Raw genomic sequence first — 23096 nt, forward strand, 5'->3', positions numbered from 1 at the left:
CGGAGACCCCGCGTGTCCCTCACCTTCCACTGGTTCCTCCCCACCAATGGCGACAGCCGCCATGTGGTCGGCGGCGGCCACGGCACCCCGGCGACCGCCTCCGGCCGCGACCGGCCGCCGACCGTCGCCTACCTGAGCCAGATCGCCCGGGCCGCCGAGGACCTGGGCTTCGTCGCCGCGCTCACCCCGACCGGTGCCTGGTGCGAGGACGCGTGGCTCACCACCGCCATGGTCAGCCAGCACACCGAACGGCTGAAGTTCCTGGTCGCCTTCCGGCCCGGCTTCGTCTCCCCGACGCTCGCCGCCCAGATGGCGTCCACCTTCCAGCGGCAGTCCGGCGGCCGGCTGCTGCTCAACGTCGTCACCGGCGGCGAGAACCACGAGCAGCGCGCCTACGGCGACTTCCTCGACAAGGACGCCCGCTACCGCCGGACCGGCGAATTCCTGCACATCGTCCGGGAGTTGTGGCAGGGCGGCAGCGTCGACCTGCACGGGGAGCACCTGCGCGTCGAGCAGGCGCGGCTCGGCCGGCTGCCCGATCCGGTGCCCGAGGTGTACTTCGGCGGCTCGTCGCCCGCCGCGGGGGAGGTCGCCGCCCGGCACGCCGATGTGTACCTCACCTGGGGCGAACCGCCCGCGCAGGTCGCCGAGAAGATCGCCTGGGTGCGCAAGCTCGCCGCGGAGCACGGCCGTACCCCGCGCTTCGGGATCCGGCTGCACGTCATCAGCCGGGACACCTCGGCGCAGGCCTGGGCGGAGGCGGACCGGCTGCTCGCCGGCTTCGACCCGGAGACCGTGCGGACCGTACAGGAGGGCCTCGCCCGCAGCGAGTCGGAGGGGCAGCGGCGCATGCTCGCGCTGCACGGCGGCGGCAGGGACGGCCTGGAGATCCACCCCAACCTGTGGGCCGGGATCGGCCTGGTGCGCGGCGGCGCCGGGACGGCCCTGGTCGGCAGCCACGAGGAGGTCGCCGAGCGCATCAAGGAGTACCACGCCCTCGGCATCGACGAGTTCGTGCTCTCCGGCTACCCGCACCTGGAGGAGGCCTACTGGTTCGGCGAGGGGGTCCTGCCCCGGCTCGCCGCGCAGGGCCTGTGGACGCACCCCGACGGGACGGGGACCTCCGCCGGCGCCCAGGTCCCCTTCGCGAGCTGACCAACCGGCCCTGCCAGACTGTGTGTTCATGAGAAGCGAGTCGAACCGCGCCACCGGAGCCGTGACATGGGGCCTGCTCGCCGCGTGGGCGGTGCACGACGCGGAGGAAGTGGTCATGGTGCCGCGCTGGCTGCGGGCGCGGATGCCGGAGCTGCGCGAGCGGTTCCCCGGCGTGCCCGAGCGGGTGTGGCGCGGCCTGGCGGCCGTGGACCGGCGTGAGTTCGGCACCGCGGTCGCGGCGATGGCGGTCGTCGTCGCGCTGGCGGCGGCCGACGGGCGGCGCACGGGCGGGCGCAGCGCCGTCTACCAGACGGCGCTGAACGGCTTCGGCGCGCACGGCCTCGTCCACCTGGCGCAGGCGGCGGCCGTCCGCGGCTACACTCCCGGCTCCGTGACCACACCGCTGGTCGTACTGCCCTTCACCCTGTGGGCCCGCGGCCGGCTGCGCCGCGCCGGGCTGCTGCGTCCCGCCCGCCCCCAGGACATCTGGCAGGGCCTGGCCTTCGCGGCAGCCGCCACGGCGGGCACCCACACCGTGGCCCGGCGCCTGCTGCGCCACCACTGAGCGGGGCGCCGGGGTTCCTCAGGCGCGGGGACCTGGGCCTCTACCGGTGTCTGGGGGGCCGGTCGGCCGCCATGGCCCCGGCCGGGGCGGACGCGCACGCGCGGGGCCCCGGCCGGCGCCTGCCGCGCCATGGCCGGGCGAGCCGCCGGGGGTCCGGCCTTCGCCGGTACCGCGATTCGTGCTTCCGCCGGACCGGGAGCGCTTTCGGCGGACCGGGATTGGCGCTTTCGGCGGTGCCAAGATTCGTGCTTCCACCGGACCGGGATTCGCGCTTTCGGCGGTGCCGGGTCCCTGGCTCCCGTCGGCGCTTGATCCCGGGCTTCAGCCGGTGCCGGGGCGCAAGCCTGCCCCAGGCGCGGCGCCCTGAGCCGCCGCCGGTGTCGGCCGCCGGTGTCGGCCGGGCACCCCCGTCGGCCGCCCGGGTCGGCCGGGCACCCCCCGTCGGCCGGCCACCCGCGTCGGCGGCCCCCGGCCGGCGCAAGCCCCCGCCGGCGGCCGAGCCCTGGCCGACCGCTAGCGGCGCTGCCCCGCCGTACTGGCCGGCAGCGCGCCCAGCACGCGCAGATGGGCCTCGCGCGACTCGGCCGTCTGGCCCTGGACCAGCAGGAACAGCCCCTCCCGGGCCAGGCGTTGGGCGGGGCTCGTCAAGGCCAGCGCGCGTCCGCCGCCGGTCACCACCGCCGCTGTGGTGGCCGTGCGCAGCAGCTCGTGCGCCTCGGCGCGCACCGTCAGCAGTTCGCCGGCCCGCTCCTCCGGGGCCGGCAGATCGGCCAGGGCGTAGGCGGTGCGGCGGATCCCGGCGAGGCGGGCGCGGAGCGGGGCCGCCGACTCGTCGTCCAGCAGGGCCAGGGCGGACTCCGCCACACCGAAGACCGCGGGACTGGTGTGCAGCGTCTTGATCCGGTCACCGGCGGCCCACCGCTCGTACGGGGTGTGCAGGGCCACCGCCTCCCGGGGCAGCCACAGGCCGTCCAGTTCGAGCGACACGGTGCGCGCGGCACCGAGGGCGGCGAGGCGCAGCGGTGCCGACGCCCGCAGCCCCGGCTGCTCGCGGGCCTCGGCGAAGGCGAACAGCACCTCACCGGAGTCGGTCACCCCGGCCAGCAGCAGCACATCGTTCAGGCCCCACCCGGTGTACCAGGGGACGGTCCCGTCGAACCGCCAGCCGTCACCGTCCCGGTGGACCCGCACCGGGCGGCGCCGCGGGTACGACCGCAGGTGCGCGTACGCCACACCGGACAGCAGCTCCCCACGGGACAGCGGGCCCAGCAGCCGGTCCCGGACCGGCAGGTCGCTGCGCGTCAGGGTCTGTACGGGAGTGTGGTGCTGGGTCTGCACGAACCACGTCGCACAGCACGCCCCGGACAGGATCTCCGCCGTCTCCCGCAGCACGGCGGGCGGCGCCCCGGCGCCGCCCTGGTCCGCCGGCGCTCCCACCCCGAGCAGTCCCGACCGCTTGACCGCCTCGATATGGCTCGCCGGCACCCCTTCCTGGTCGACCCGCTCGGCCTCGGGGGCGAGCAGGTCCGCGGCGAGCCGGCGGGCGCGGACGACGAGCGGATGCGGGGTGAGGGCCATGCGGAAGATTCTTCCGGAGATTCGTCCCGGCGGGGGCCGTCGTCCGGTGCGTCCTCCGGCCGATCCGCGCCGATCCGCGCCGATCCGCGCCGATCCGCGCCGATCCGCGGCGATCCCCGCGTCGGCGCCCCTCGCCGGGCGCCGCACCGGCGCCGTCGGCCCGCGGGGGCCCCGTCCGGTACGGCCGGCAGGGTGACCCGCACCGGTACGTGACCCTCGTCACCCTGAAGGGGTTCCGGAATGAACTTGAGGACATGAAAGGTTGGCATTTACATCTGACCCATCGGACCCTAGGCCCGGGCCGGACCGGCCCGGGCACCCCAGCGAGGCACCCGTGAACCAGTCCCTGCCCGAGCAGCCCTCCGACGTCGTGGCCCGGCTGCGCGCCACCTTCGACAGCGGCCGTACCAAGCCCGTCGAGTGGCGCACCGACCAGCTGCGGCGGCTGCGCGCGATGCTCACGGAGCGGGGTGCCGACCTCGCCGCCGCGCTCCACGCCGACCTCGGCAAGAGCGCCACCGAGGCCTATCGCACCGAGATCGACTTCACCGTCCGCGAGATCGACCACACCCTGGAGCACCTGGCGGACTGGCTGCGCCCCGAGCCCGCGCCCGTCCCGCCGCACCTCGGCGCCGACGCCACCGCCTGGACGCAGTACGACCCGCTGGGCGTCGTCCTCGTCATCGCGCCCTGGAACTACCCGGCCCAGCTCCTGCTCGCCCCGGTGGTCGGCGCGCTGGCCTCCGGCAACGCGGTCGTCGCCAAGCCGAGCGAGCTGGCCCCGGCCACCTCGGCGGCACTGGCCGAGCTGATCCCGGCCTATCTGGACACGGACGCCGTCGCCGTCGTCGAGGGCGGCATCCCGGAGACCACGGCCCTGCTGGCCGAGCGCTTCGACCACATCTTCTACACCGGCAACGGCACCGTCGGCCGTATCGTCATGCGGGCGGCGGCCGAGCACCTCACCCCGGTCACCCTCGAACTGGGCGGCAAGTCCCCGGTGTTCGTGGACCGCGGCACCGACCTGGACGCGGTCGCCGACCGGCTCGCCCGGGGCAAGTTCCTCAACGCCGGACAGACCTGTGTCGCACCCGACTACGTCCTGACCGACCCGGAGACCGCGGCGGCCCTGGAAACCGCGCTGGTCCGCGCGGTCGAGGGCCTGTTCGGCGCCGACCCGGCGCGCTCGCCGGAGTACGGCCGGATCATCAACGAGCGGCACTTCGACCGGCTGTCCGGCCTGCTCGGCTCGGGCCGTGTCGCCGTCGGCGGGGCCGGTGACCGGGCGGCGAAGTACCTCGCGCCCACCGTCCTCGCGGACGTCGCCCCGGACTCGCCCGTCATGCGGGAGGAGATCTTCGGCCCGATCCTCCCGATCGTCACCGTGGCCGGACTGGACGAGGCCATCGGCTTCATCAACGACCGTGACAAGCCGCTCGCCCTCTACGTCTTCAGCGAGTCGGACGAGAACCGGGCGCGCATCGCGGCCGAGACCTCCTCGGGCGGCCTCGGCTACGGCCTGCCGCTCGCCCATCTGACCGTCTCCGACCTGCCGTTCGGCGGGGTGGGGGAGAGCGGCATGGGCAACTACCACGGCCGCTACTCCATCGAGACGTTCAGCCACCGCAAGGCGGTCCTGGCGAAGCCGCTGGGCTGATCCTCCGCCGCCCCCACGGGCCCGGCCGCTCCGGCGGCCGGGCCCGACGTCTGTGCGCCCGCGCGGAGTTCGCCGGCGCAACCGGTGCGGGAATGACTGGTCTAAACCCTTGACTGGTACAGACCAAGACGGTTGAGTGTGCCCAACCCCCCACCACGGCCGCGTCCTCCCACTTAGGCGGGTGCGGCCGTGCTCCGCAAAGGAGTTGATCCGTGTTGAGGCATCGCATCGCCGCGGTTCTGACCTCGCTCGCCATAGGCGGCTCCGCCCTGGTGCTCCAGTCGGCCCCCACCGCCTCCGCCGCCGGCTTCGTGGTGAGCGAGGCGCAGTTCAAGCAGATGTTCCCGAGTCGGAATTCCTTCTACACGTACAACGGCCTGACCGCCGCCCTGAGTGCCTACCCGGCCTTCGCGAACAGCGGCAGCGACACCGTGAAGAAGCAGGAGGCCGCGGCCTTCCTCGCCAACGTCAACCACGAGACCGGCGGCCTCGTGTACGTCGTGGAGCAGAACACCGCCAACTACCCGCACTACTGCGACTGGGGGCAGCCGTACGGCTGCCCGGCGGGCCAGGCCGCGTACTACGGGCGCGGCCCGATCCAGCTCTCCTGGAACTTCAACTACAAGGCGGCCGGCGACGCGCTCGGCATCGACCTGCTCCACAACCCGAACCTGGTCCAGAACAACGCGTCCGTGGCCTGGAAGACCGGCCTGTGGTACTGGAACACCCAGTCGGGGCCGGGCACCATGACCCCGCACAACGCCATGGTCAACGGGGCCGGCTTCGGCCAGACCATCCGCAGCATCAACGGCTCCCTGGAGTGCGACGGCAAGAACCCCGCCCAGGTGCAGAGCCGCGTCAGCGCCTACCAGAGGTTCGCCCAGATCCTCGGCGTCAGCCCCGGTAACAACCTGTACTGCTGAGGCGGGCCGTCCCGGCGCCGTGTGCGAGACTCCGCCGATGACTGCTGAAACGATCACCGCGGACGCCTCCGGCACCTGGAGACTCGGCGACCTGCCCGTCCACCGCATCGGCTTCGGCGCGATGCGGCTGACGGGCAGCGCCGCCTTCCACCACGGCACCCCGAGCGACCGGGCGCGCTCGCTCACCGTCCTGCGCCGGGCCGTCGAGCTGGGTGTGAACCACATCGATACGGCGGCCTTCTACTTCTCGTCGCTGCGCTCGGCCAACGAACTCATCAACACCGCGCTCGCGCCGTACCCCGACGGCCTGGTCGTCGCCACCAAGGTCGGGCCCTACCGCGATCTCTCCGGCGAGTGGGGCACCTCCGCCCGCCCCGACCAGCTGCGCGGACACGTCGAGGAGAATCTGCGCCAACTCGGCCGGGACCACCTCGACGTCGTCTATCTCCGCCGGATGCGCCAGGACTCCATCGCCGAGCACTTCGGCGCCCTCGCCGAGTTGCGCGAGGCCGGGCTCGTCCGGCACCTGGGAATCTCCGCCGTCGAACCCCGGCACCTCGCCGAGGCGCTGGCGATCGCACCGGTGGTGAGCGTGCAGAACCGCTACGCGCTGGACCGCTCCGACCCGGCCGCCGACGAGGTCCTGCGGCTGTGCGGCGAGCGCGGCATCGCCTTCGTCCCCTATTACGCGGTGGCCGGCCCGACCGGAGAGAAGGGTGCGACGAGCGCCCACGACGAGGCGGTGCTCTCCGTCGCCCGGGCCCACGGCGTGAGTCCCGCGCAGATCCGCATCGCCTGGACGCTGCACCAGGGACCGCACGTCCTCGCGATCCCCGGCACCGGCGACCCCGGCCACCTGGCCGAGAACGTGGCCGCCGGCGCGCTGCGGCTCACCGGCGAGGAGCTGGCACGGCTGAACGCGAGCCGCCCGCAGGCGGACTGACCCGCGCCCCGGCAGGCGAACCGGCGCCCCGGCGGGCGGACCCGCCCGGCGTCACACGACCCACGCACCGTCCCGCATCAGATGCCGGCCGCGCAGCTCGTGCACCTCGTGCCATGCCTGCACCGCGTCCAACCGCACCCGGAAGTAACGGTAGGCCGGGCTGTCCGTCCGCGGATCCCAGCCGGTCTTTGCCGCGAACGCGTCGGCCGCCGCCGCCGGCACGTCCTCGGCGCCGAAGCCCCGCACCTCCCCGTCGAGCAGGACGACGTCCCGGGTGTGGCCGAGGGCGAGCCGGGTCCGGCCGCCGTCCCGCAGGTTCCGGCCCGTGGGGTTGGTGCCGCGGGTGCACAGCCAGACCGCCGATCCGTCCCAGACGAACCACAGCGGCACGAGACACGGCAGGCCCTGCGCGTCCGCCGTCGCCACCCAGATGTCCATCTCCCGCTCCAGACGGGCCAGGACGTCTCGCTTGCGCACCGCCGGGCTGCGGGCCGGTTCAGTGATCTTCATTCCGGCGACGCTACCGGGCCCGGCCGCGCCGCACCTCCGCCCCGCGGCCTAGGCCCGCGGTCCTGGTACGGCGGTCCTGGTACGGCACGGGGGATCAATCGAACCGTTCCCCTATTGCTCTCGGCCTCGGCGGCCCGCAACCCGTCGTAGGTCACCTCCGCTGTAGGTCGCGCTGGAGTTCGCCGGCGGCCGCGAGGGTCTCCACCATGAACTTCACGGTGGACAGAAGCTCTCCGGTACGCGGATGGCGAGCCGTGAGGTCCCTCGCGGAGAACGCGCCGTCGGGGATGCGCAGGGCGAGGCGGTGACGGTGGAGGGCGTCGAGCACGTCGAGGATTCGCTGGGTGCCGCGTACTAGGTGGAACATCTCGGAGACGTGCACGGCGTCGCCCGGTCGTGCGTACGCCAGCAGCTCGCCGAACTTCGGTCTCTGGAGCGGGTGGAGGCGGCTCGAGGTGCCGACGCTTCCTCGAACGCCACCGGGTCGTTGATCCCGGCCTTGGCGAGGACGAGGTTCCGGCAGTCGGTCGACTGCTGGCCGGTCGACACCGCTTGTAGACCAGGTTGGCCCTAAGGTTCGCCGTCCCTGTGGACCCATCAGACCCTAGCTGTCATCAAACCCTGTCATCAGCCGCCATTGGTTCCAATTCGATCCGATTGGATCCGCGCCGTCGCGAGGCCCCGAAACGACGGGTTCATTGGACGCTCGCCGCGCCTGTCGTCATTCGTTCGTTTGCCGACAGGGCGACCCGTGGTCACGAGCCTCCGACGGGATCGCAGTACTTCGCCTCCGCCCGCTAGCAACTCGGGTTGACTATCTCCGTTAGTCAACTACAGTTGCTTGCATGTCCGTCGGTGAAAATTCCCTTCCTCCTGAGCCCGCTGACGCCCTGGCGGCTGTCGTGGCGTTGCGGCGCCTTGCCGATCAACTGGAGGACGCCGCTGTGGAGCAGGCCATGCGGGCGGGCTGGAGCTGGCCGCAGGTCTCCGAGGCGCTCGGCGTCACCCGCCAAGCCGTCCACAAGAAGCACGCCAAGCGGCTCATCGCCGCCGGAGTCAAGCTGAGGAGGCGCGGCGATGAGCGCGTTTGACAAGTACCTGCATGCGGTCATCGTGCGGGCGACGGGCGAAGCCCAGGACGATGGGTCGGCGACGATCGACGCGCACCATCTTCTGCTGTCGCTCGCTGCCGATCAGGGGTCTACCGCCCAGCAGGTCCTGGCCTCGGTCGGGCTCGATCGTGCTGCTGTCCGCGAGGCGCTGGATCGAGAATTCGAGCACAGCCTGAGCATGGTCGGAGTGTCTCCCGCCACCTATGGCCTTCCCGGGCCGAGTCGCGCTTCCCAGCACCCCAAGATGGGTGCGTCCGCCAGACTCGCACTGGAGCGGAGCTTCGCCTCCGCCCGCAAGAAGGACCTGCGGTCAGCGCATCTGCTGCTCGGGATCCTGCAGGCCCAAATCGGCACCGTGCCACGTGCTCTCGCCTTGGCCGGTATCGATCAGGTCGCGCTGGTGGACCGCATACGGCAGGCGCTCATCAGCCAGGAGCGGTGACCACCGGGATCGGCTGACACAGCCACTCACCCTGCGGCCGTGTCGTTGGCCGTGATGTCCAGTGGGTCCGGTAGGGCGTGCGCGATGCATCGCACGATGCGCTGGCGCTAAGCCCCTGCTGAGTGCTGGTGGGCCAGTGAATCACGCCGTGGAGAGCAGTCATTCACGGGACGTACGCGACAAGGAGGGTCATATGCACCAATACATCGCGGATGCAGACAGCGGCCGATCGGGCGCCGAACCGGCTAGAGCAGAGGACACGGTATTTGAGTCCGCACCGGCCTCAGGGGCCGAGGGTCACGAGGCGGTCCAGCACTTACTTCAGCAAGCCGTGACTCAAGGCGGCCTTCCCGGCATTCTCGCTGAGGTTCGCGACGGCGACCGGCAGTGGTTCGGGACCGCAGGAGTGGCTGACACCCGAACCGGCCGCAAGCGTTCACAACAGGACCGGTTCCGCATCGGCAGCATCAGCAAGACGTTCGTGGCCACCGTTGTGCTGCAGCTGGCGGCGGAAGGCAGGCTGAGTCTGGATGACACCGCGGATCAGTGGCTGCCCGGCGGGGTCCATGGCCATCACCACGAAGGTGCCAGGGCGAACATCAGGATGCTGCTCAACCACACCAGCGGGATCTTCAACTACACCGATGACCAGGAAGCACTGAACCGTTACGAGACGCACCCGCCCGAGTTGCTGGTGCGGATCGCCTTGTCCCATCGGCCCACCTCCACACCGGGTTCGGGCTGGGCGTATTCCAACACCAACTACGTCCTCGCAGGCATGATCATCGAACGGGTCACCGGCCGCGCGCTTGCCGAGGAGATCGCGGAGCGGATCTCCCGCCCGTTCGGCCTGTCTGGTACGTACCTGCCGCACAGCAGCGACCCGACGATCCACGGGCCACACTCCCGGCACTACACGAAGCTGTTCCAGACGGACCCCGGCGTGCCGGTCCACGACGCGACCGAGCTCGATTCATCCATGTTCTGGGCAGCCGGCGGCATGATCTCCACCGCCGGGGACCTCAACCGGTTCTTCGGCGCCCTGCTGGCGGGCCAGATACTCCCACCGGACCAACAATGCGACATGTTCACCACCGTGCCCACCCGCGACTGGATTCCCAACGCCACCTACGGCCTCGGCGTTTCCTCAGTGAGGCTGCCCTGCGGGGAAACGGTCTGGGGCATGGGGGGTGCGCTCTTCGGGTCGTGGTCCTACGCCTACGGCGCTCGCGATGGCGAACAGATGGTCACCGCCAACGTCAACGGCGACTGGAGCAATGGCCGTTGGGACGACCCCATCGGTATCTTCACCGATCTACTTCAGGCGCAGTTCTGTCGCCGGAGCGACACCTGAACACGGGTCACGGGGCGGGCCTGCCCGGCTCCTGATATTCACTCGTGCCCGCCGTCGTCGTCCTCATCCAGCTCCGGCGTACCCGGGTCGCGCAGCGGGCGCGGGCCGCCGACCACGGTTCGATTGATCCCCGGGGCCGGAGGAACGGCCTCCACCGGAGCACCCCGCAGGACCGCTCGCCGACCCGTCGGGAAAGGCGCCTGATGACGCGCGTAGAACAGGACTGGCGCCCGCGACGTTTTACGTATAACCTCACCCGCTAACCACACCCACCGGAAGGTCGCCATGCGTCACGTCGCCCTGGTCACCCTCGTCGTCCGTGACTACGACGAGGCCATCCGCTTCTACACCGAGGCCCTCGGATTCCGTCTCGCCGAGGACGCCCCGCGCCCCGACGGATCGCGCTGGGTGGTCGTGGAGCCGGGCGGCGACGGCACCGGCACCGGACTGCTCCTGGCCCGCGCGAAGGACGAGGACCAGCGGGCCCGGATCGGCGACCAGACCGGCGGACGCGTGGGCTTCTTCCTGCACACCGACGACTTCGCCCGCGACCACGCCCGGATGACGGCGGCCGGCGTGACCTTCCTGGAGGAGCCGCGCCACGAGCCGTACGGCTCGGTCGCCGTCTTCCAGGACCTCTACGGCAACCGGTGGGACCTGCTCCAGCCCGCCGGCTGAGTCTCCGCCCCCGGGCGGCCCCCTTCCGTCGTACCCCTCTCCCCGGCGAAGCCGTACCGCCGCTTCGAACCGCTCGCTCGCTCAAGGAAAGACCCGCCATGACTGCTACGCGCGTAGACCTCGATGTGATCCGTCGCCTGCCCAAGGCTGTCCTGCACGACCACCTCGACGGCGGCCTGCGCCCCGCCACCGTCGTCGAGCTCGCGGCCCAGGTCGGCCACACCCTGCCCACCACCGACCCCGACGAGCTGGCCGCCTGGTACTTCGAGGCCGCCAACTCCGGCGACCTGGTCCGCTACATCGCCACCTTCGAGCACACCCTGGCCGTCATGCAGAACCGCGAGGGCCTGCTGCGCGTCGCCGAGGAGTACGTCCTCGACCTCGCCGCCGACGGTGTCGTCTACGCCGAGGTGCGCTACGCCCCCGAGCTGAACACGCAGGGCGGGCTGTCGCTCCGCGAGGTCGTGGAGACCGTGCAGGAGGGCCTCGCCGCCGGCATGGCCAAGGCCGCGGCGGCCGGCACCCCGGTCCGCGTCGGCACCCTGCTCTGCGGCATGCGCATGTTCGACCGCGTCCGCGAGGCCGCCGACCTGGCCGTCGCCTACCGTGACGCCGGGGTCGTCGGCTTCGACATCGCGGGCGCCGAGGACGGCTTCCCGCCCGCCGACCACCTCGCCGCCTTCGAGCACCTGCGCGCCGAGAGCGTCCCGTTCACCATCCACGCCGGCGAGGCCCACGGCCTGCCCAGCATCCACCAGGCCCTCCAGGTGTGCGGCGCCCAGCGCATCGGCCACGGTGTGCGCCTCGTCGAGGACATCCCCGACCTCGCGGCGGGCAAGCTCGGCCGGCTCGCGTCCTGGGTGCGCGACCGCCGCATCGCCCTGGAGATGTGCCCCACCTCCAACCTCCAGACCGGCTGCGCCACCTCGATCGCCGAGCACCCCATCACCGCCCTGAAGGACCTGGGCTTCCGGGTCACCCTGAACACCGACAACCGTCTGGTGTCGGGCACGACGATGACCCGCGAGATGGCCCTGCTGGTGGAGCAGGCGGGCTGGACGGTCGAGGACCTGCGCACGGTCACGGTGAACGCCGTCAAGAGCGCGTTCATCCCGTTCGACGAGCGCAAGGCCCTCATCGACGACGTGGTCCTGCCGGGCTACGCCTCCGCGCTCTGAGCGAGCCCCCTGAGGTAGGCGGCCTGTCCGACGTGCTGAAGATCGTCGGACAGGACGCTCACCAGGCGGACCCCCAGCGTGACCGGGGGGTCCCAGCGCTCGTCCACGACGCGTTCCAGATCCTTGGCGGCCAGGGAGCGCAGGACGCCGAGGGTCTGCTCGTGGACGGCGTCGTAGTAGCCGGCGAGCACGTCGGCCGACTCGACCCGCACCTTCGCGACCTTGGCGGGGGTGTGCCCGTAGCCGGTGTCGTGCCGGGGCAGATCGAGGCCGCAACGCTTCTCCCAGCCCTGGGAGAGCCACACCTGGTCGAGGTCGAAGGCGTCGGCGATGTGGTCGTCCTGTACCCGGGTGAGATGCCAGACGAGCCAGGCGATGGAGTTGGCGTCGGGGGCCGGGCGGTGGTGCAGCGCGTCCGGGCCGAGGCCGTCGAGGGCGGCATGGACTTCTTCCTGGATACGGCTGTAGCCGTCGATGAGGATGTCCTTTGCATGCATACCCCCCACCATCGCAAGACGAGGCCGCTCACGCGTCCGGAATCCAGCTTCCGTGGAAGCCCCCGGCGCACCGCCCGCACACGCTCCACGCCCACGACGAGGGGGCGTCGGCGGCGGACCTGCCGATGCGTCCGGCTCCGTTCGATGGCCGCCGGACGAGGCTCGGCCGGCCCGTTCGGGAGGAGCACCGCGCGCCTGGAGCGTCGTCTCGTGGAACGCCGCGACGGGCCGGGCGGGATCAGGACGGCTCGAACCCGTACCGGGATGCCGCCAGGCCCCCCGATTCGAGGAGCGTGACGAGGGCCCGGGCGGCCGGACTCGTGGCCCGCTCCGGCGGAAGCAGGGCGACCGTCTCGTACTCCGCCTCGCCCGTGCCATCCACCGGCAGTGCCGTGAGCGTCGGCCGCTTGTGCCGGAAGTGGCGGGGTACGACCGCGATCCCGAGGTTCTCGTCCACCAGGTCCAGCAGGCTGTGCACGTCGTTGACCTCCAGTGCCACCGTGCGTCGCGCACCGGCCGCCGCGAACGCGGCGTCGGTGATGCGGCGCGGGCCCCAGTCGGGGTGGAAGTCGACGAACACCTCTCCGGCGAGATCGGCCGGGCCGAGGACGCCCGGGGCCGAGGCGAGGCGGTGGCTGGGATGGCACAGCACGGTCATCGGCTCGCTGGTCAGCGACACCGAGCGCAGCTGGTCGGTGTCGGCCTGGGTGCGGTAGGCGAAGGCCAGGTCGAGCCGCCCGGCCGCCACCTCCTCGGCGAGCGCGCCGGAGCCGGCCTGCCGCAGCCGGATCTCCACGTCCGGGTGCCGGCCCCGGAAGGCGGCGAGCAGCCGGGCCACGTGCACACCGGCGATGCACTGCTCGGTGCCGAGCGCGAGCGTGCCGCGCAGCACACCCTGCACCGCCGCCACCGCCTCGTGCGCCGTCCGCACCTGGGCGAGGATCCGCTCGGCCTCCCCGAGCAGCGCGCGCCCCGCCTCGGTGAGCGTCACCCGGCGGGTGGTGCGCACGAACAGCGGCGCGCGCAGTTCTCGTTCCAGTGCCCGGATGGACGCGGACAGGCCCGACTGGGACACCATCAGGCGCTCGGCGGCCCGGGTGAAGTGCTGGTCCTCGGCGACCGCGACGAAGTGCTGGAGGTGGCGCAGTTCCATGATTGAGAAGCCTAGCCGCTGAATTCCATCGGATTCTTCTGTTGGACCGCTGCCCGCCGCCGGGGCAAGAGTGGAACCGGTAGACCGTGTGCCCACCCCTCTGGAGTCGCGTTGTACACCGCACACCCCGACCGCTACGCCGACATGCCCTACCGGCGCACCGGCCGCAGCGGCCTGAAGCTCCCCGCCCTGTCGCTCGGCCTGTGGCACAACTTCGGACCCGACAGGCCCGTCGAGACCCAGCGGGCCATCCTGCGCCGCGCCTTCGACCTCGGCGTGACCCACTTCGACCTCGCGAACAACTACGGCCCGCCGCCCGGTGCCGCCGAGTCCGCGCTGGGCGAGGCCCTCAAGGCCGACTTCACGCCCTACCGCGACGAACTGGTGATCTCCACCAAGGCCGGCTACCTGATGTGGCCGGGGCCGTACGGCGAGTGGGGCTCGCGCAAGTACGTGCTGTCCTCGCTGGACCAGAGCCTGAAGCGGATGGGCCTGGAGTACGTGGACATCTTCTACTCGCACCGTTTCGACCCGGACACTCCGCTGGAGGAGACGATGGGCGCCCTGCACACCGCGGTGCGGCAGGGCAAGGCGCTCTACGTCGGCGTCTCCAACTACTCGGCCGAGCAGACCCGCGAGGCCGCCCGGATCCTCGGCGAGCTGGGCACCCCGCTCCTCATCCACCAGCCGCGCTACTCGATGCTCGACCGGCGCCCCGAGGACGAGGGCCTGCTCGACGCCCTGGACGAGCTCCAGGTCGGCTCCATCGTCTACTCCCCGCTGGAGCAGGGCCTGCTCACCGGCCGCTATCTCGACGGCATCCCCGAGGACTCCCGGGCGGCGAGCGACAGCCCGTTCCTGAACTCGGACGCGGTCACCGGAGAGCTGGTGGGCCGGCTGCGCGCCCTGAACGAGATCGCGGGGTCCCGGGGGCAGACGCTGGCCCAGCTCGCCCTCGCCTGGGTGCTGCGCGGCGGCCGGGTGACGTCCGCACTGGTCGGCGCGAGCAGCGCGCGACAGATCGAGGACAGCGTGGCGGCCATCGGCAACCTGGACTTCGACGCCGACGAGCTGGCGCGGATCGACGCGATCGTCAGGCCGTGAGCGCCTCGCTGACCTGCCAGAGCCGGGCCGCCGCCACCGGGTCCACCGCACGCGGCAGGACGCCGGGCAGCTCGTGCCCGGCGTACCAGGCGGTCTCGGTCTCCGGGGTCACCAGCGGGCTGATGTCGCAGTTCTCGCAGTAGACGCCGCCGAGCCCGGCGAGCCGCGGGCTGGTGGCGCACCACACGCCGGTGGCCGCGCCCTGCTCGACCGTCTTCATCTGCCGGGCGGGATCCCGCACCGGGCGGCCCTCGTCGTCGACGGCGCCGGCCGCCCGGAGGGCCTCGGCGGGCAGGTGCTTGGCCAGACCGGTGTCGACGATCATGCCGGGGTGCACGGAGAAGGCCCGAACGCCCGCCGCCCGCCCGCGCCGGTCCAGCTCCACGGCGTAGAGCGCGTTCGCCGTCTTGGACTGGCCGTAGGCCACGAACGGCTCGTAGGGCCGGTGCTCGAAGTGCGGGTCGTCGAAGTCGACACCTGCGAAGCGGATGCCCCGCGACGACACCGCCACGACCCGCGCCCCGCCGGCCGCGACCAGCGCGGGCCACAGCCGGGCCGCCAGCTGGAAGTGGCCGAGGTGGTTGGTGGCGAACTGCGACTCGTACCCGCGCGCGTCCCGGGCGAGCGGGGGCGCCATGATCCCGGCGCTGTTGACCAGGATGTGCAGCGGACGCCCGGAGGCCAGGAACTTCTCCGCGAAGGCGTCGACGGCGGCCGGGTCCATCAGGTCCATCGGCTCGACCTCGACCCCGGCCACCTCCCGCAGCGCGGTGCGGGCCCGCTCCGGATCCCGGGCCGGTACGACGACCTCGGCGCCCGCCGCCCGCAGGACCCGGGCGGTCTCCCGGCCGATGCCCGAGTAGCCGCCGGTGACGATCGCCGTCCTGCCGGTCAGGTCGATGCCGCGCATCACCTCGCCGGCGGTGGAGGCGGCATCGAAGCCGGAGCGCAGGGGCTGCTGTGCGGTGGTCATGACGGGTGTCTCCTCGACGTGGTCCATGTCGGTCATGGGGCCACCGTAGATCCGCGCTCGCGAACGATGAATGCTTGAGAGTGCGCTCTACTTGCGCGATAGTTCGACCATGTCCACCGATCCTCTCTCCGACGCCCTCGCCGTCGCCGACGCGCGCGGGGTGTTCTCCGGCGGCTTCACGGCCGGCGGGCCCTGGGCGATCCGGCTGCGCGGGCGCGACAAGCTGAAGGTGAACGTCGTGGTGCGGGGCAGCTGTCTGCTCCTCGCCGAGGGCGGCGCCGAACCCGTCGCCCTGTCCGGGGGCGACATCGTCGTCTCCGACGGGCGGCGGTCGTACGTGCTGTGCAGCGAACCCGGACTCCCGCCGGTCGAACCGGCGGACGTCGCCGTGGACCCGCGCACCCGGATGGCGGCGCTCGGCGGCGGGGACGAGGTGGTGTGCGTCTCGGGGCACATCGATCTGAGCCGGGACAGCGGCGACCTGCTGCGCCGGGCCCTTCCCGAGCTGATCCACGTGCGCTCCGACGCGGCACAGGCGCCGGTGCTGCGCTGGCTCACCGAGGAGCTGATGCGGGAGATGGCCGACGGCCGCGCCGGCTCCGGCTTCGCCTCCGGCCATCTCGCCCAGCTGATGTTCGTCCAGGTGCTGCGGGCCTGCCTCAACGAGGCCGCGGGGCTGCCGGCCGGCTGGCTGCGGGCGCTGGCCGACGAGCGGCTGGCCCCCGCGCTGCGCCTGATGCACGCCGATCCGGCCCACCCCTGGCAGCTGGAGGAGCTGGCCCGGGCCGCCGCGATGTCCAGGACCACCTTCGCCGTCCGTTTCCGGGAGGCCGCCGGGGTGCCGCCCCTGACCTACCTGCAGAACTGGCGCATGGGCCTGGCCGCCCGCGCCCTGCGCCAGGACACCGCCCCGGTGTCGGTGCTCGCCCGGTCCGTCGGCTACACCTCCGAGAGCGCCTTCAGCAACGCCTTCAAGCGGACGACCGGCGTCGCGCCCCGGCGCTACCGGGAGGCGGCCAGGGGCTGAACCGCCCCGCCCGGCCCCCGGCCACGAGGGAAGGCGGAGCGGTCCGGCGCGGCCCGGCCCTCACGCGCCGGCGGGCACCCGGTCGAGGAAGCCGAGCACCGAGCGGATGCGGCCGTCCGCGTCCAGCGTGATCACATCGAAGCCGGCCACCGGAGCCGACCCGTCGGCCTCGCTCACCAGCTCCCAGGCGAAGCGCGCCGTGTCGTGGTGGCCGTCGACGCAGCCCAGGGGACGGAAGAAGAACCCCGGGAACTGCTCATGGGCCGCCGCGATCACGGCCGCGATCCCGTCGTGCCCGCTGACCTCGGCGAGCGGGTCGGTGTACGTGCCGTCCTCGGACCAGGCGGCGGCCACGGCCTTGGCCAGCTCCTCCGCGCCGGACGCGTTCCAGGCGTCGAAGTAACGAGCGGCGGCGATCTCGTGACGGTCGGTGTTCGCGGACATGGGTGATCAGCCTCCTGAAAGGATTCGTACTGGTCGGGGCCCGGATCCCGGCTTGCGGTGACCCGGTACGAGTACTCTGCCCGCCGCCGCGGGGACCGTCGATTACCCCGCGGGTCATGGCCGGGGCCGCCGGAATTCGGCCAGCGGACGGGCGGAATATGCCAAGAGACTGGCCAAAAAGTCATGGTGACAGTGGTTCAGCAGTGAACATACTCGACTGTGCGGCCTTCACATCCAGCGAAGTTCCGATCACGCACCGCACATGAGCCGCGCCGAAGGAGAGGCGAGCCGACAGGCGGGCGACGCGGTCGGGGGGAGTGTGCATGCACGACGAATTCCTGTGCCATGTCACCGCGTACGGCACCTGCGGCGGACAGCGCGTCGGAGTGCCCCTCGGTACCTACCGGGCGCCCACCCTCGCCCTCGCCCTGTGGTGGCTGCGCGACCGCGCGAACTGGATCGCCGACCGTCTCGACCCGCGGCCCGAGGCCGCTCACTTCCCGGCGGGCGCGCTGGTCCCGGTCGCCGGCACCGTGCCCGACGTGCCGGCCGTGCTGCGCTCCTGGTGCGGTGACCCGGCCCAACAGGAACTGGTCGCCGACGAGTTGGCCGGGGGACGGCTGGTGCGCGTCGCGACCGGCGACGACACCACCGAGTACGAGCTGCTCGCGGAGTCCATCGACGCACTGCGCATGCAGCGGACCGTCCCGGCGCTCGTCGTACCCGTCGCCTGACCGGCGGCCCCCGCCGCCGCCAGGGGCGCATCCACGCACACAAGCCGACGCGGACGGCCCACCCGGCGGGCGGGGCGCCCGGCCGCTGCCTAGCGTGGCCAGGGTGAGTCCTCCGATCGTCTCCGCGCGGCCCGTGCCCCGGCACGGCTGGGCGCAGGCCATGGCCGCGGTGCTGACCGGGCTGGCCGTGATGTTCCTGGTGGCGGCGCTGGGGCTGTGGGCGGCGGGCGCCGCGACCCTGCCGGACAGCGCGTTCCCCCGGGTGGTGACCGCGACCGTGGTCACGGCGGTCGGCGGCAGCGTGCGGCTCTCCGGCGACGCGGGCGTGTTCGCCCGTACGCATGCCTCGCTCGCCGTGCTCCCGCTGTCGGTGACGCTCGTCGGCGCCCTGGTGCTCGGCGCCGCCTTTCTGCGCCCCCTGCGGCACCGGGCGGTCGCCTCCGGACGGGAGCTGGCCGGCTGGGCGGCCCGGATCGCGGTGCTGTGGCTGCCGGCGCTGGTCGGCCTTGCCTTCGCCGCCCGGCAGACCTTCGCCGTGGACCTGCGCAGTGGCACCCTCAGCGACCTGACCGACCTGCTCGACGCGTCGCCGAAGATCGGGTTCACCTCGGACGTGCCGCCGACCGTGCTGTTCGGGCTGCTGTGGCTGGCCGGAGTGCTGCTGCTCGCGCTGCTGGTCGCGCGTGGCGCCCCGCTCCCGGGGCGGCTGCTGCGCGGGCAGGAGTCGGTGCGCCCGGCGGCGCACGCGATGGTGGAGCTGCTGCTCGCCTACGTCGTCATCGGCCTGGTCGCCGCGCTGGTCACGGCGATCACGCGCGGGCATGTCGCCTCGGTGTGCGCGCTGGTCCTGCTCGGCCTGCCCAATCTGCTCTGGCCGGCGCTCACCCTCGGCCTGGGGGCCACCTGGAACGGCCGGCTGGAAGGCCCGTTCGGGCTGCCCGTGCCGCAGGTGCTGGAGACGGTCCTGCGCACCCCGGACATCTCCAGGCTGAACCTGCGCTCGCTCACCGACTACGACGGCCGGGCGTGGTGGCTGCTGGTGGTGGCCGCGGTCCTGCTGGTCGCGGCGGCCTTCCGGATGGCCGTCCGGTCACCGGCCCGCGTCCGGCTCTGGCGGCATGCGGTGCATCTGGCGGCGGCCCTGGCGCTGACCGTGCTGATGATCTGCCTGACCGGCCGGATCTCGGCGCACTACGGTCTCTCCCTGCTCGGCATCGGCAACCTGGGCGGCGGCCTGGCCGGAGAGGTGGTCCTCCGGCCCCGGCTCTGGCAGGCGGTGGGCCTGGGCGCGCTGTGGGGGCTGGTGGCCGGGTTCCTCGGCGGACTGCTGGCCCGGCCGGTGCACCGCCGGGGAGCCGTGGACACCGCCTAGACCCGGCCAGGGCCGGGAACCGGAGCGGCCCGGTGCGGCGGTCGTGGTGAAGCCGGCTCCGGTGGCCGCCGGCGTCTTCGTGGTCGACGACGCGCACGACGACGAGGGGCCGCACCGCCCTCGCGGCGACGACGTCCGGGACGACCGGCACGCCCCGTCTCCTCGCCCGGGCCGGCCGCGACGTCACACCCTCGTCCCCCCGCCCCGTCCCCGGCCGGTTCCTCGCCGCCGGGCACACCGGCCGGAGCCTCCGAGGACTGGCGACGCAGCCCGGATTCCGTGACCATTGCCACAGTGCGCGAATGGCGGACGCATCAGGTGGACTGGGGGGCCATGCTTGGGGTACCAGGACTGGTGCACAGTGACCGGCCGGTCCGGGCTATCCGGCCGGGATTCCCGAGAGAGACAGCATGACCGAGTACCTGGGCGGGGCAGTGATACCGAGTGGTTTCGACGTACCCGTGGAGCCGCTCCGACGGGCGGCGCATTACACCGGTGAACCCGGCTGCATCGCCGACGCCCGCGACTTCGCGGCCCGGTTCCTCGAGCAGCTGCGGACCGAATGGTGCGCCACCGCCGACGGCCGCGCCGACGGCGAACTGCTCCTGCTGGTGAGCGAGCTGGTCACCAACGCCGACCGGCACAGCAGCGGGCCCTACATCCTGGAGCTGGAAGGCACGGACACCATGATCGCGGTGTCCGTGTACGACAGCAGCACCGCCCTGCCGCGCCGCTATCCGAAAGACCCCGAGCGGGTCGGACGGCACGGCTTGGAGATCGTGCACGCCCTGGCCACCGAGGTCACCGCTGAGCGCGTACCCGTGGGCAAGCGGGTCCGTGCCGTGTTCCAACTGAGGCGTTGAGACGCAGCCTCGCGACAGCCCCTCACCGCCTCGGCCCCGCGTCAGGCGCAGCCCAGTTCGCCGAGCATTCCCTGACGCAGCCGCGTGATGATCCGCTTGATCAGACGCGAGACATGCATCTGCGAGCACCCGAGCCGCTCACCGATCTCCGCCTGGGTGGCCTCCTCCACGAACCGCAGATGGATGATCTGCCGGTCACGGTCGCTCAGCTCCGCCATCAGCGGCGCGAGCGCATGGCAGTCCTCGACCAGCTGCAGCCCCTCCTCCTCCACACCGATGAAGTCGGCGAGCACCGCCTCGCCGTCCTCGCGGCCGTCACCCGTGAGCGCGGCGTCCAGGGAGGCGGAGTTGTAGCCGTTGGAGGCGAGCTGGGCCTCGACCACCTCGTTCTCGGAGATGTTCATCAGCGTGGCCAGCTCGGCGAGCGTCGGGTCCCGGTCCAGCCGGCTGGACAGCTCCTCGCGCGCCTTGGCCAGCTCCACGCGCAGCTCCTGAAGCCGGCGCGGCACATGGACGGCCCAGGTGGTGTCCCGGAAGAACCGCTTGATCTCGCCGACGATGTACGGCAGCGCGAACGAGGTGAACTCGACCTCGCGGGACAGCTCGAACCGGTCGATGGCCTTGATCAGGCCGATCATGCCGGTCTGGACGATGTCCTCCATGTCGTCGCCGCGGTGGCGGAACCGCCCGGCCGCGAACCGCACCAGCGACATGTTCATCTCAATGAGCGTATTGCGCGCGTACTGGTATTCGTGGGTGCCCTCTTCGACGTCGGCCAGCCGGCGGAAGAACTGGCGGGACAGCTCCCGCGCGTCCCGTGGCGCGACGGACGCCGGGTCCGCGATGCCAGGCAGTGCTCCTTCGCCCGTCCTGTCCTGCTCGGTCCCCTCGACGACCTCTGCTTGCGACCGGATGCCGGCGGCGGTAGTCATTACCTCTCCCACGAAAGTCACGATGCGACGCATGCCCGCCAGGGCCTGCGTACGGTCTCTGTCCAGCTCACGTGCCGTGCGAGTACCCACTTTGGAGCGAGTCATGCATCCTGCGGAGTCGTTCACGGCGCGGGTACCCCCGGCCACGCCCCGCATGCACCCGTTCCGCCGCACTGGCGGAAAACGATCGCACCAGGTCCGGCCCGGTCCGGATTTCCCTCAGGGCGGAACGCGGCCCCCTTGCCCGCGACCGCGCCGCCCCTAGGCTGACGGGATGACCGACCCGGTGAGCGACCGAGCCCGAGTGATCCCCCTGCGTCCGGCCCCCGCGCGCCCGGACGCACCGGAAGCCGAGACCGACCGCAGGGAGCCCCTGTGGCGGGATCTGGTCGGGGAGGTGCTGCGCCGCGAGCGGCAGGCGCAGCAGCGCACGCTGAAGGACGTGGCCGACACGGCCCGGATCTCGCTGCCCTACCTGTCGGAGATCGAGCGCGGGCGCAAGGAGGCGTCCTCCGAGGTCCTCGCCGCCGCGGCGCAGGCGCTCGGCCTGGGCCTCGGTGATCTGCTGTCGCTCACGCACGCTGAGCTGACCCGCCGTACGACCGTGCGCCGCCGGCCCGCCGCCGCGCCGCACCGGTCCTACCAGGGGCTCTGCCTGGCCGCCTGACCCGGCCGTCGGCTCACCCCTCGCGCAGCTGGCGGAAGAACGCCCGGACATCGCCGATCAGCAGGTCCGGCTCCTCCATGGCCGCGAAGTGGCCGCCCCGGTCGAACTCCGTCCAGCGCACCAGGTTCTCGGTGCGCTCCGCCCTGTGCCGCAGCGGAATCTGGGGTTCGGCCGGGAAGAGGGCGAGTGCCGTCGGTACCGTCGACGGCTCGTCCGGGCGTGCGCCGCGGCCCGTGGCGTGCGCCCGTTCGTAGTAGATCCGGGCCGACGAGGCGGCGGTGCCGGTGAGCCAGTACAGCATCACGTTGGTCAGCAGCCGGTCCCGGTCGACGGCCTCCTCCGGCAGCTCGGCGCAGTCGCTCCACTCCCGGAACTTCTCGATGATCCAGGCCAGCTGGCCCACCGGCGAGTCCGTCAGCGCGTAGCCGAGGGTGTGCGGCCGGGTGGACTGCAGGGCGGCGTACCCGGTGCCCTCCCGCGACCACCGCGACCAGCCGCGCCACGACAGCAGCGTCCGCTCCCGCTCCTCGGGCCCGAGCCCGGCCAGCTCCTCCTCGGTCGGCTCGGTGGCCGCGTGCGCGCCGGGCAGCAGGGTGAGGTGGACGCCGATGACGCGGCCGGGATGGGCGCGGCCCAGCTCCCGGGAGATCATCGCGCCCCAGTCGCCGCCGTGGGCACCGAACCGCTCGTAGCCGAGCCGGCGCATCAGCTCCGCCCAGGCGTCGGCGACCCGGCCGGCCTCCCAACCGGGTTCCGTGGGGGGCCCCGACAGCCCGAAGCCCGGAATGGTCGGTACCACGACATGGAAGGCGTCGGCCGGGTCGCCGCCGTGCGCCGCCGGGTCGGCGAGCGGCCCCGCCACCTCCAGGAACTCCACGAGCGAACCCGGCCACCCGTGGGTCAGCAGCAGCGGGGTGGCGTCCGGTTCGGGGGAGCGCAGATGCGCGAAGTGGATGTGCGCTCCGTCGATCGTGGTGGTGAACTGCGGCCATGCGTTCAGCCGGGCCTCGGCGGCCCGCCAGTCGTACACATGCCGCCAGTACGCGACCAGCTCCCGCAGATAGCCGGCCGGGACGCCGTACTCCCAGCCGGCGCCCGGCAGTTCGGCCGGCCAGCGGGTGCGGTCGAGACGGTCCCGCAGATCGTCGAGGTCGCTCTGCGGGACCGTGAGAGCAAAGGGCCGGACACGCGCGTCCGGGGTGGAGGTCATGATCCCGATGCTAGGCGGGTGCTCC

The 23096-nt window shown here is 72.6% G+C and carries 25 protein-coding genes; 16 read left to right on the forward strand and 9 right to left on the reverse strand.

Translation table 11 applies throughout. The annotated features are described in order from the left end of the window. The first annotated feature begins 12 nt into the window (after positions 1 to 12). Both ACF073_RS31640 and ACF073_RS31645 read left to right on the forward strand, forming a co-directional pair. Complete coding sequence (locus ACF073_RS31640) at positions 13 to 1155, forward strand: LLM class flavin-dependent oxidoreductase (protein ID WP_392074856.1); 1143 nt, start codon at positions 13 to 15, stop codon at positions 1153 to 1155. Positions 1156 to 1183: 28 nt separating this feature from the next. Next, positions 1184 to 1720 (forward strand): HXXEE domain-containing protein, encoded by a 537-nt coding sequence (locus ACF073_RS31645; RefSeq protein WP_392074857.1) that lies wholly within the window; start codon positions 1184 to 1186, stop codon positions 1718 to 1720. Between the two features lie 513 nt (positions 1721 to 2233). On the opposite strand, the gene ACF073_RS31650 is transcribed toward ACF073_RS31645, so the two are convergent. Continuing rightward, entirely contained in the window at positions 2234 to 3298 is a 1065-nt protein-coding gene (locus ACF073_RS31650) for an acyl-CoA dehydrogenase family protein (protein WP_392074858.1), read from the reverse strand. Between the two features lie 334 nt (positions 3299 to 3632). On the opposite strand from ACF073_RS31650, the gene ACF073_RS31655 reads away from it, so the two are divergent. The 3 genes from ACF073_RS31655 to ACF073_RS31665 all read left to right on the forward strand — a co-directional run bounded on the left by ACF073_RS31655 (position 3633) and on the right by ACF073_RS31665 (position 6821). Further along, positions 3633 to 4955: an aldehyde dehydrogenase family protein gene (locus ACF073_RS31655; protein ID WP_392074859.1), complete on the forward strand. Its 1323-nt coding sequence runs from the start codon at positions 3633 to 3635 to the stop codon at positions 4953 to 4955. A gap of 254 nt (positions 4956 to 5209) precedes the next feature. Further along, positions 5210 to 5878 (forward strand): chitinase, encoded by a 669-nt coding sequence (locus tag ACF073_RS31660; RefSeq protein WP_392074940.1) that lies wholly within the window; start codon positions 5210 to 5212, stop codon positions 5876 to 5878. Between the two features lie 37 nt (positions 5879 to 5915). After that, positions 5916 to 6821 (forward strand): aldo/keto reductase, encoded by a 906-nt coding sequence (locus ACF073_RS31665; protein WP_392074860.1) that lies wholly within the window; start codon positions 5916 to 5918, stop codon positions 6819 to 6821. A gap of 51 nt (positions 6822 to 6872) precedes the next feature. Here ACF073_RS31665 and ACF073_RS31670 read toward each other — a convergent pair whose 3' ends face one another. After that, positions 6873 to 7331 carry a pyridoxamine 5'-phosphate oxidase family protein gene (locus tag ACF073_RS31670; RefSeq protein WP_392074861.1) on the reverse strand — a complete coding sequence of 153 codons (459 nt, stop codon included), beginning with the start codon at positions 7329 to 7331 and terminating at the stop codon, positions 6873 to 6875. Positions 7332 to 7482: 151 nt separating this feature from the next. After that, on the reverse strand, positions 7483 to 7713 hold the full coding sequence (locus ACF073_RS31675; RefSeq protein ID WP_392074862.1) for a hypothetical protein: 231 nt from the start codon (positions 7711 to 7713) through the stop codon (positions 7483 to 7485). Between the two features lie 463 nt (positions 7714 to 8176). Between ACF073_RS31675 and ACF073_RS31680 the strand changes: the two genes are divergently transcribed. The 5 genes from ACF073_RS31680 to ACF073_RS31700 all read left to right on the forward strand — a co-directional run bounded on the left by ACF073_RS31680 (position 8177) and on the right by ACF073_RS31700 (position 12095). Further along, positions 8177 to 8422 carry a hypothetical protein gene (locus ACF073_RS31680; RefSeq protein WP_064456845.1) on the forward strand — a complete coding sequence of 82 codons (246 nt, stop codon included), beginning with the start codon at positions 8177 to 8179 and terminating at the stop codon, positions 8420 to 8422. Next, the gene (locus ACF073_RS31685; protein WP_392074863.1) at positions 8409 to 8885 is read left to right on the forward strand and encodes a Clp protease N-terminal domain-containing protein; all 477 of its coding nucleotides are present in this window, start codon (positions 8409 to 8411) and stop codon (positions 8883 to 8885) included. The genes ACF073_RS31680 and ACF073_RS31685 overlap by 14 nt, the downstream gene beginning before the upstream one ends. Positions 8886 to 9078: 193 nt before the next feature. Further along, positions 9079 to 10239 carry a serine hydrolase domain-containing protein gene (locus tag ACF073_RS31690; protein WP_392074864.1) on the forward strand — a complete coding sequence of 387 codons (1161 nt, stop codon included), beginning with the start codon at positions 9079 to 9081 and terminating at the stop codon, positions 10237 to 10239. Between the two features lie 285 nt (positions 10240 to 10524). Then, the gene (locus ACF073_RS31695; RefSeq protein WP_392074865.1) at positions 10525 to 10917 is read left to right on the forward strand and encodes a VOC family protein; all 393 of its coding nucleotides are present in this window, start codon (positions 10525 to 10527) and stop codon (positions 10915 to 10917) included. Between the two features lie 98 nt (positions 10918 to 11015). Next, complete coding sequence (locus tag ACF073_RS31700) at positions 11016 to 12095, forward strand: adenosine deaminase (RefSeq protein WP_392074866.1); 1080 nt, start codon at positions 11016 to 11018, stop codon at positions 12093 to 12095. Here ACF073_RS31700 and ACF073_RS31705 read toward each other — a convergent pair. Then, complete coding sequence (locus tag ACF073_RS31705; protein ID WP_392074867.1) at positions 12077 to 12592, reverse strand: DUF664 domain-containing protein; 516 nt, start codon at positions 12590 to 12592, stop codon at positions 12077 to 12079. The genes ACF073_RS31700 and ACF073_RS31705 overlap by 19 nt on opposite strands. A 238-nt stretch (positions 12593 to 12830) precedes the next feature. Then, entirely contained in the window at positions 12831 to 13745 is a 915-nt protein-coding gene (locus ACF073_RS31710) for a LysR family transcriptional regulator (RefSeq protein WP_392074868.1), read from the reverse strand. Between the two features lie 111 nt (positions 13746 to 13856). Here ACF073_RS31710 and mgrA point away from each other — a divergent pair, with 111 nt between their 5' ends. After that, positions 13857 to 14849, forward strand: coding sequence for an L-glyceraldehyde 3-phosphate reductase (mgrA, locus tag ACF073_RS31715; RefSeq protein ID WP_392074869.1), 993 nt, complete (start codon positions 13857 to 13859; stop codon positions 14847 to 14849). On the opposite strand, the gene ACF073_RS31720 is transcribed toward mgrA, so the two are convergent. Then, positions 14839 to 15858 (reverse strand): oxidoreductase, encoded by a 1020-nt coding sequence (locus tag ACF073_RS31720; RefSeq protein WP_392074870.1) that lies wholly within the window; start codon positions 15856 to 15858, stop codon positions 14839 to 14841. The two genes, mgrA and ACF073_RS31720, sit on opposite strands and share 11 nt — an antisense overlap. A gap of 73 nt (positions 15859 to 15931) precedes the next feature. Here ACF073_RS31720 and ACF073_RS31725 point away from each other — a divergent pair, with 73 nt between their 5' ends. Next, positions 15932 to 16849, forward strand: a complete 918-nt coding sequence (locus tag ACF073_RS31725; RefSeq protein ID WP_392074871.1) for an AraC family transcriptional regulator — start codon at positions 15932 to 15934, stop codon at positions 16847 to 16849. 60 nt (positions 16850 to 16909) lie between these two features. On the opposite strand, the gene ACF073_RS31730 is transcribed toward ACF073_RS31725, so the two are convergent. Beyond that, positions 16910 to 17293: a nuclear transport factor 2 family protein gene (locus ACF073_RS31730; protein ID WP_392074872.1), complete on the reverse strand. Its 384-nt coding sequence runs from the start codon at positions 17291 to 17293 to the stop codon at positions 16910 to 16912. 323 nt (positions 17294 to 17616) lie between these two features. Between ACF073_RS31730 and ACF073_RS31735 the strand changes: the two genes are divergently transcribed. From ACF073_RS31735 to ACF073_RS31745, 3 genes are all read left to right on the forward strand, one after another. Then, on the forward strand, positions 17617 to 18027 hold the full coding sequence (locus ACF073_RS31735) for a hypothetical protein (protein WP_392074873.1): 411 nt from the start codon (positions 17617 to 17619) through the stop codon (positions 18025 to 18027). A gap of 160 nt (positions 18028 to 18187) precedes the next feature. Then, positions 18188 to 19399 carry a streptophobe family protein gene (locus ACF073_RS31740; RefSeq protein WP_392074941.1) on the forward strand — a complete coding sequence of 404 codons (1212 nt, stop codon included), beginning with the start codon at positions 18188 to 18190 and terminating at the stop codon, positions 19397 to 19399. Positions 19400 to 19809: 410 nt separating this feature from the next. Next, positions 19810 to 20262, forward strand: a complete 453-nt coding sequence (locus ACF073_RS31745) for an ATP-binding protein (RefSeq protein ID WP_392074874.1) — start codon at positions 19810 to 19812, stop codon at positions 20260 to 20262. A gap of 41 nt (positions 20263 to 20303) precedes the next feature. Here ACF073_RS31745 and ACF073_RS31750 read toward each other — a convergent pair whose 3' ends face one another. Continuing rightward, positions 20304 to 21194 (reverse strand): RNA polymerase sigma factor SigF, encoded by an 891-nt coding sequence (locus tag ACF073_RS31750; RefSeq protein ID WP_392074875.1) that lies wholly within the window; start codon positions 21192 to 21194, stop codon positions 20304 to 20306. Between the two features lie 274 nt (positions 21195 to 21468). Here ACF073_RS31750 and ACF073_RS31755 point away from each other — a divergent pair, with 274 nt between their 5' ends. Continuing rightward, entirely contained in the window at positions 21469 to 21861 is a 393-nt protein-coding gene (locus ACF073_RS31755; protein WP_392074876.1) for a helix-turn-helix domain-containing protein, read from the forward strand. A gap of 13 nt (positions 21862 to 21874) precedes the next feature. Here ACF073_RS31755 and ACF073_RS31760 read toward each other — a convergent pair whose 3' ends face one another. After that, a complete protein-coding gene (locus ACF073_RS31760) occupies positions 21875 to 23071 on the reverse strand; it encodes an epoxide hydrolase family protein (RefSeq protein WP_392074877.1) in 1197 nt (398 codons plus the stop codon). Positions 23072 to 23096: the final 25 nt, after the last annotated feature.

The sequence above is a fragment of the Streptomyces sp. NPDC015171 genome, assembly GCF_043079545.1.
Lineage (GTDB): Bacteria > Actinomycetota > Actinomycetes > Streptomycetales > Streptomycetaceae > Streptomyces.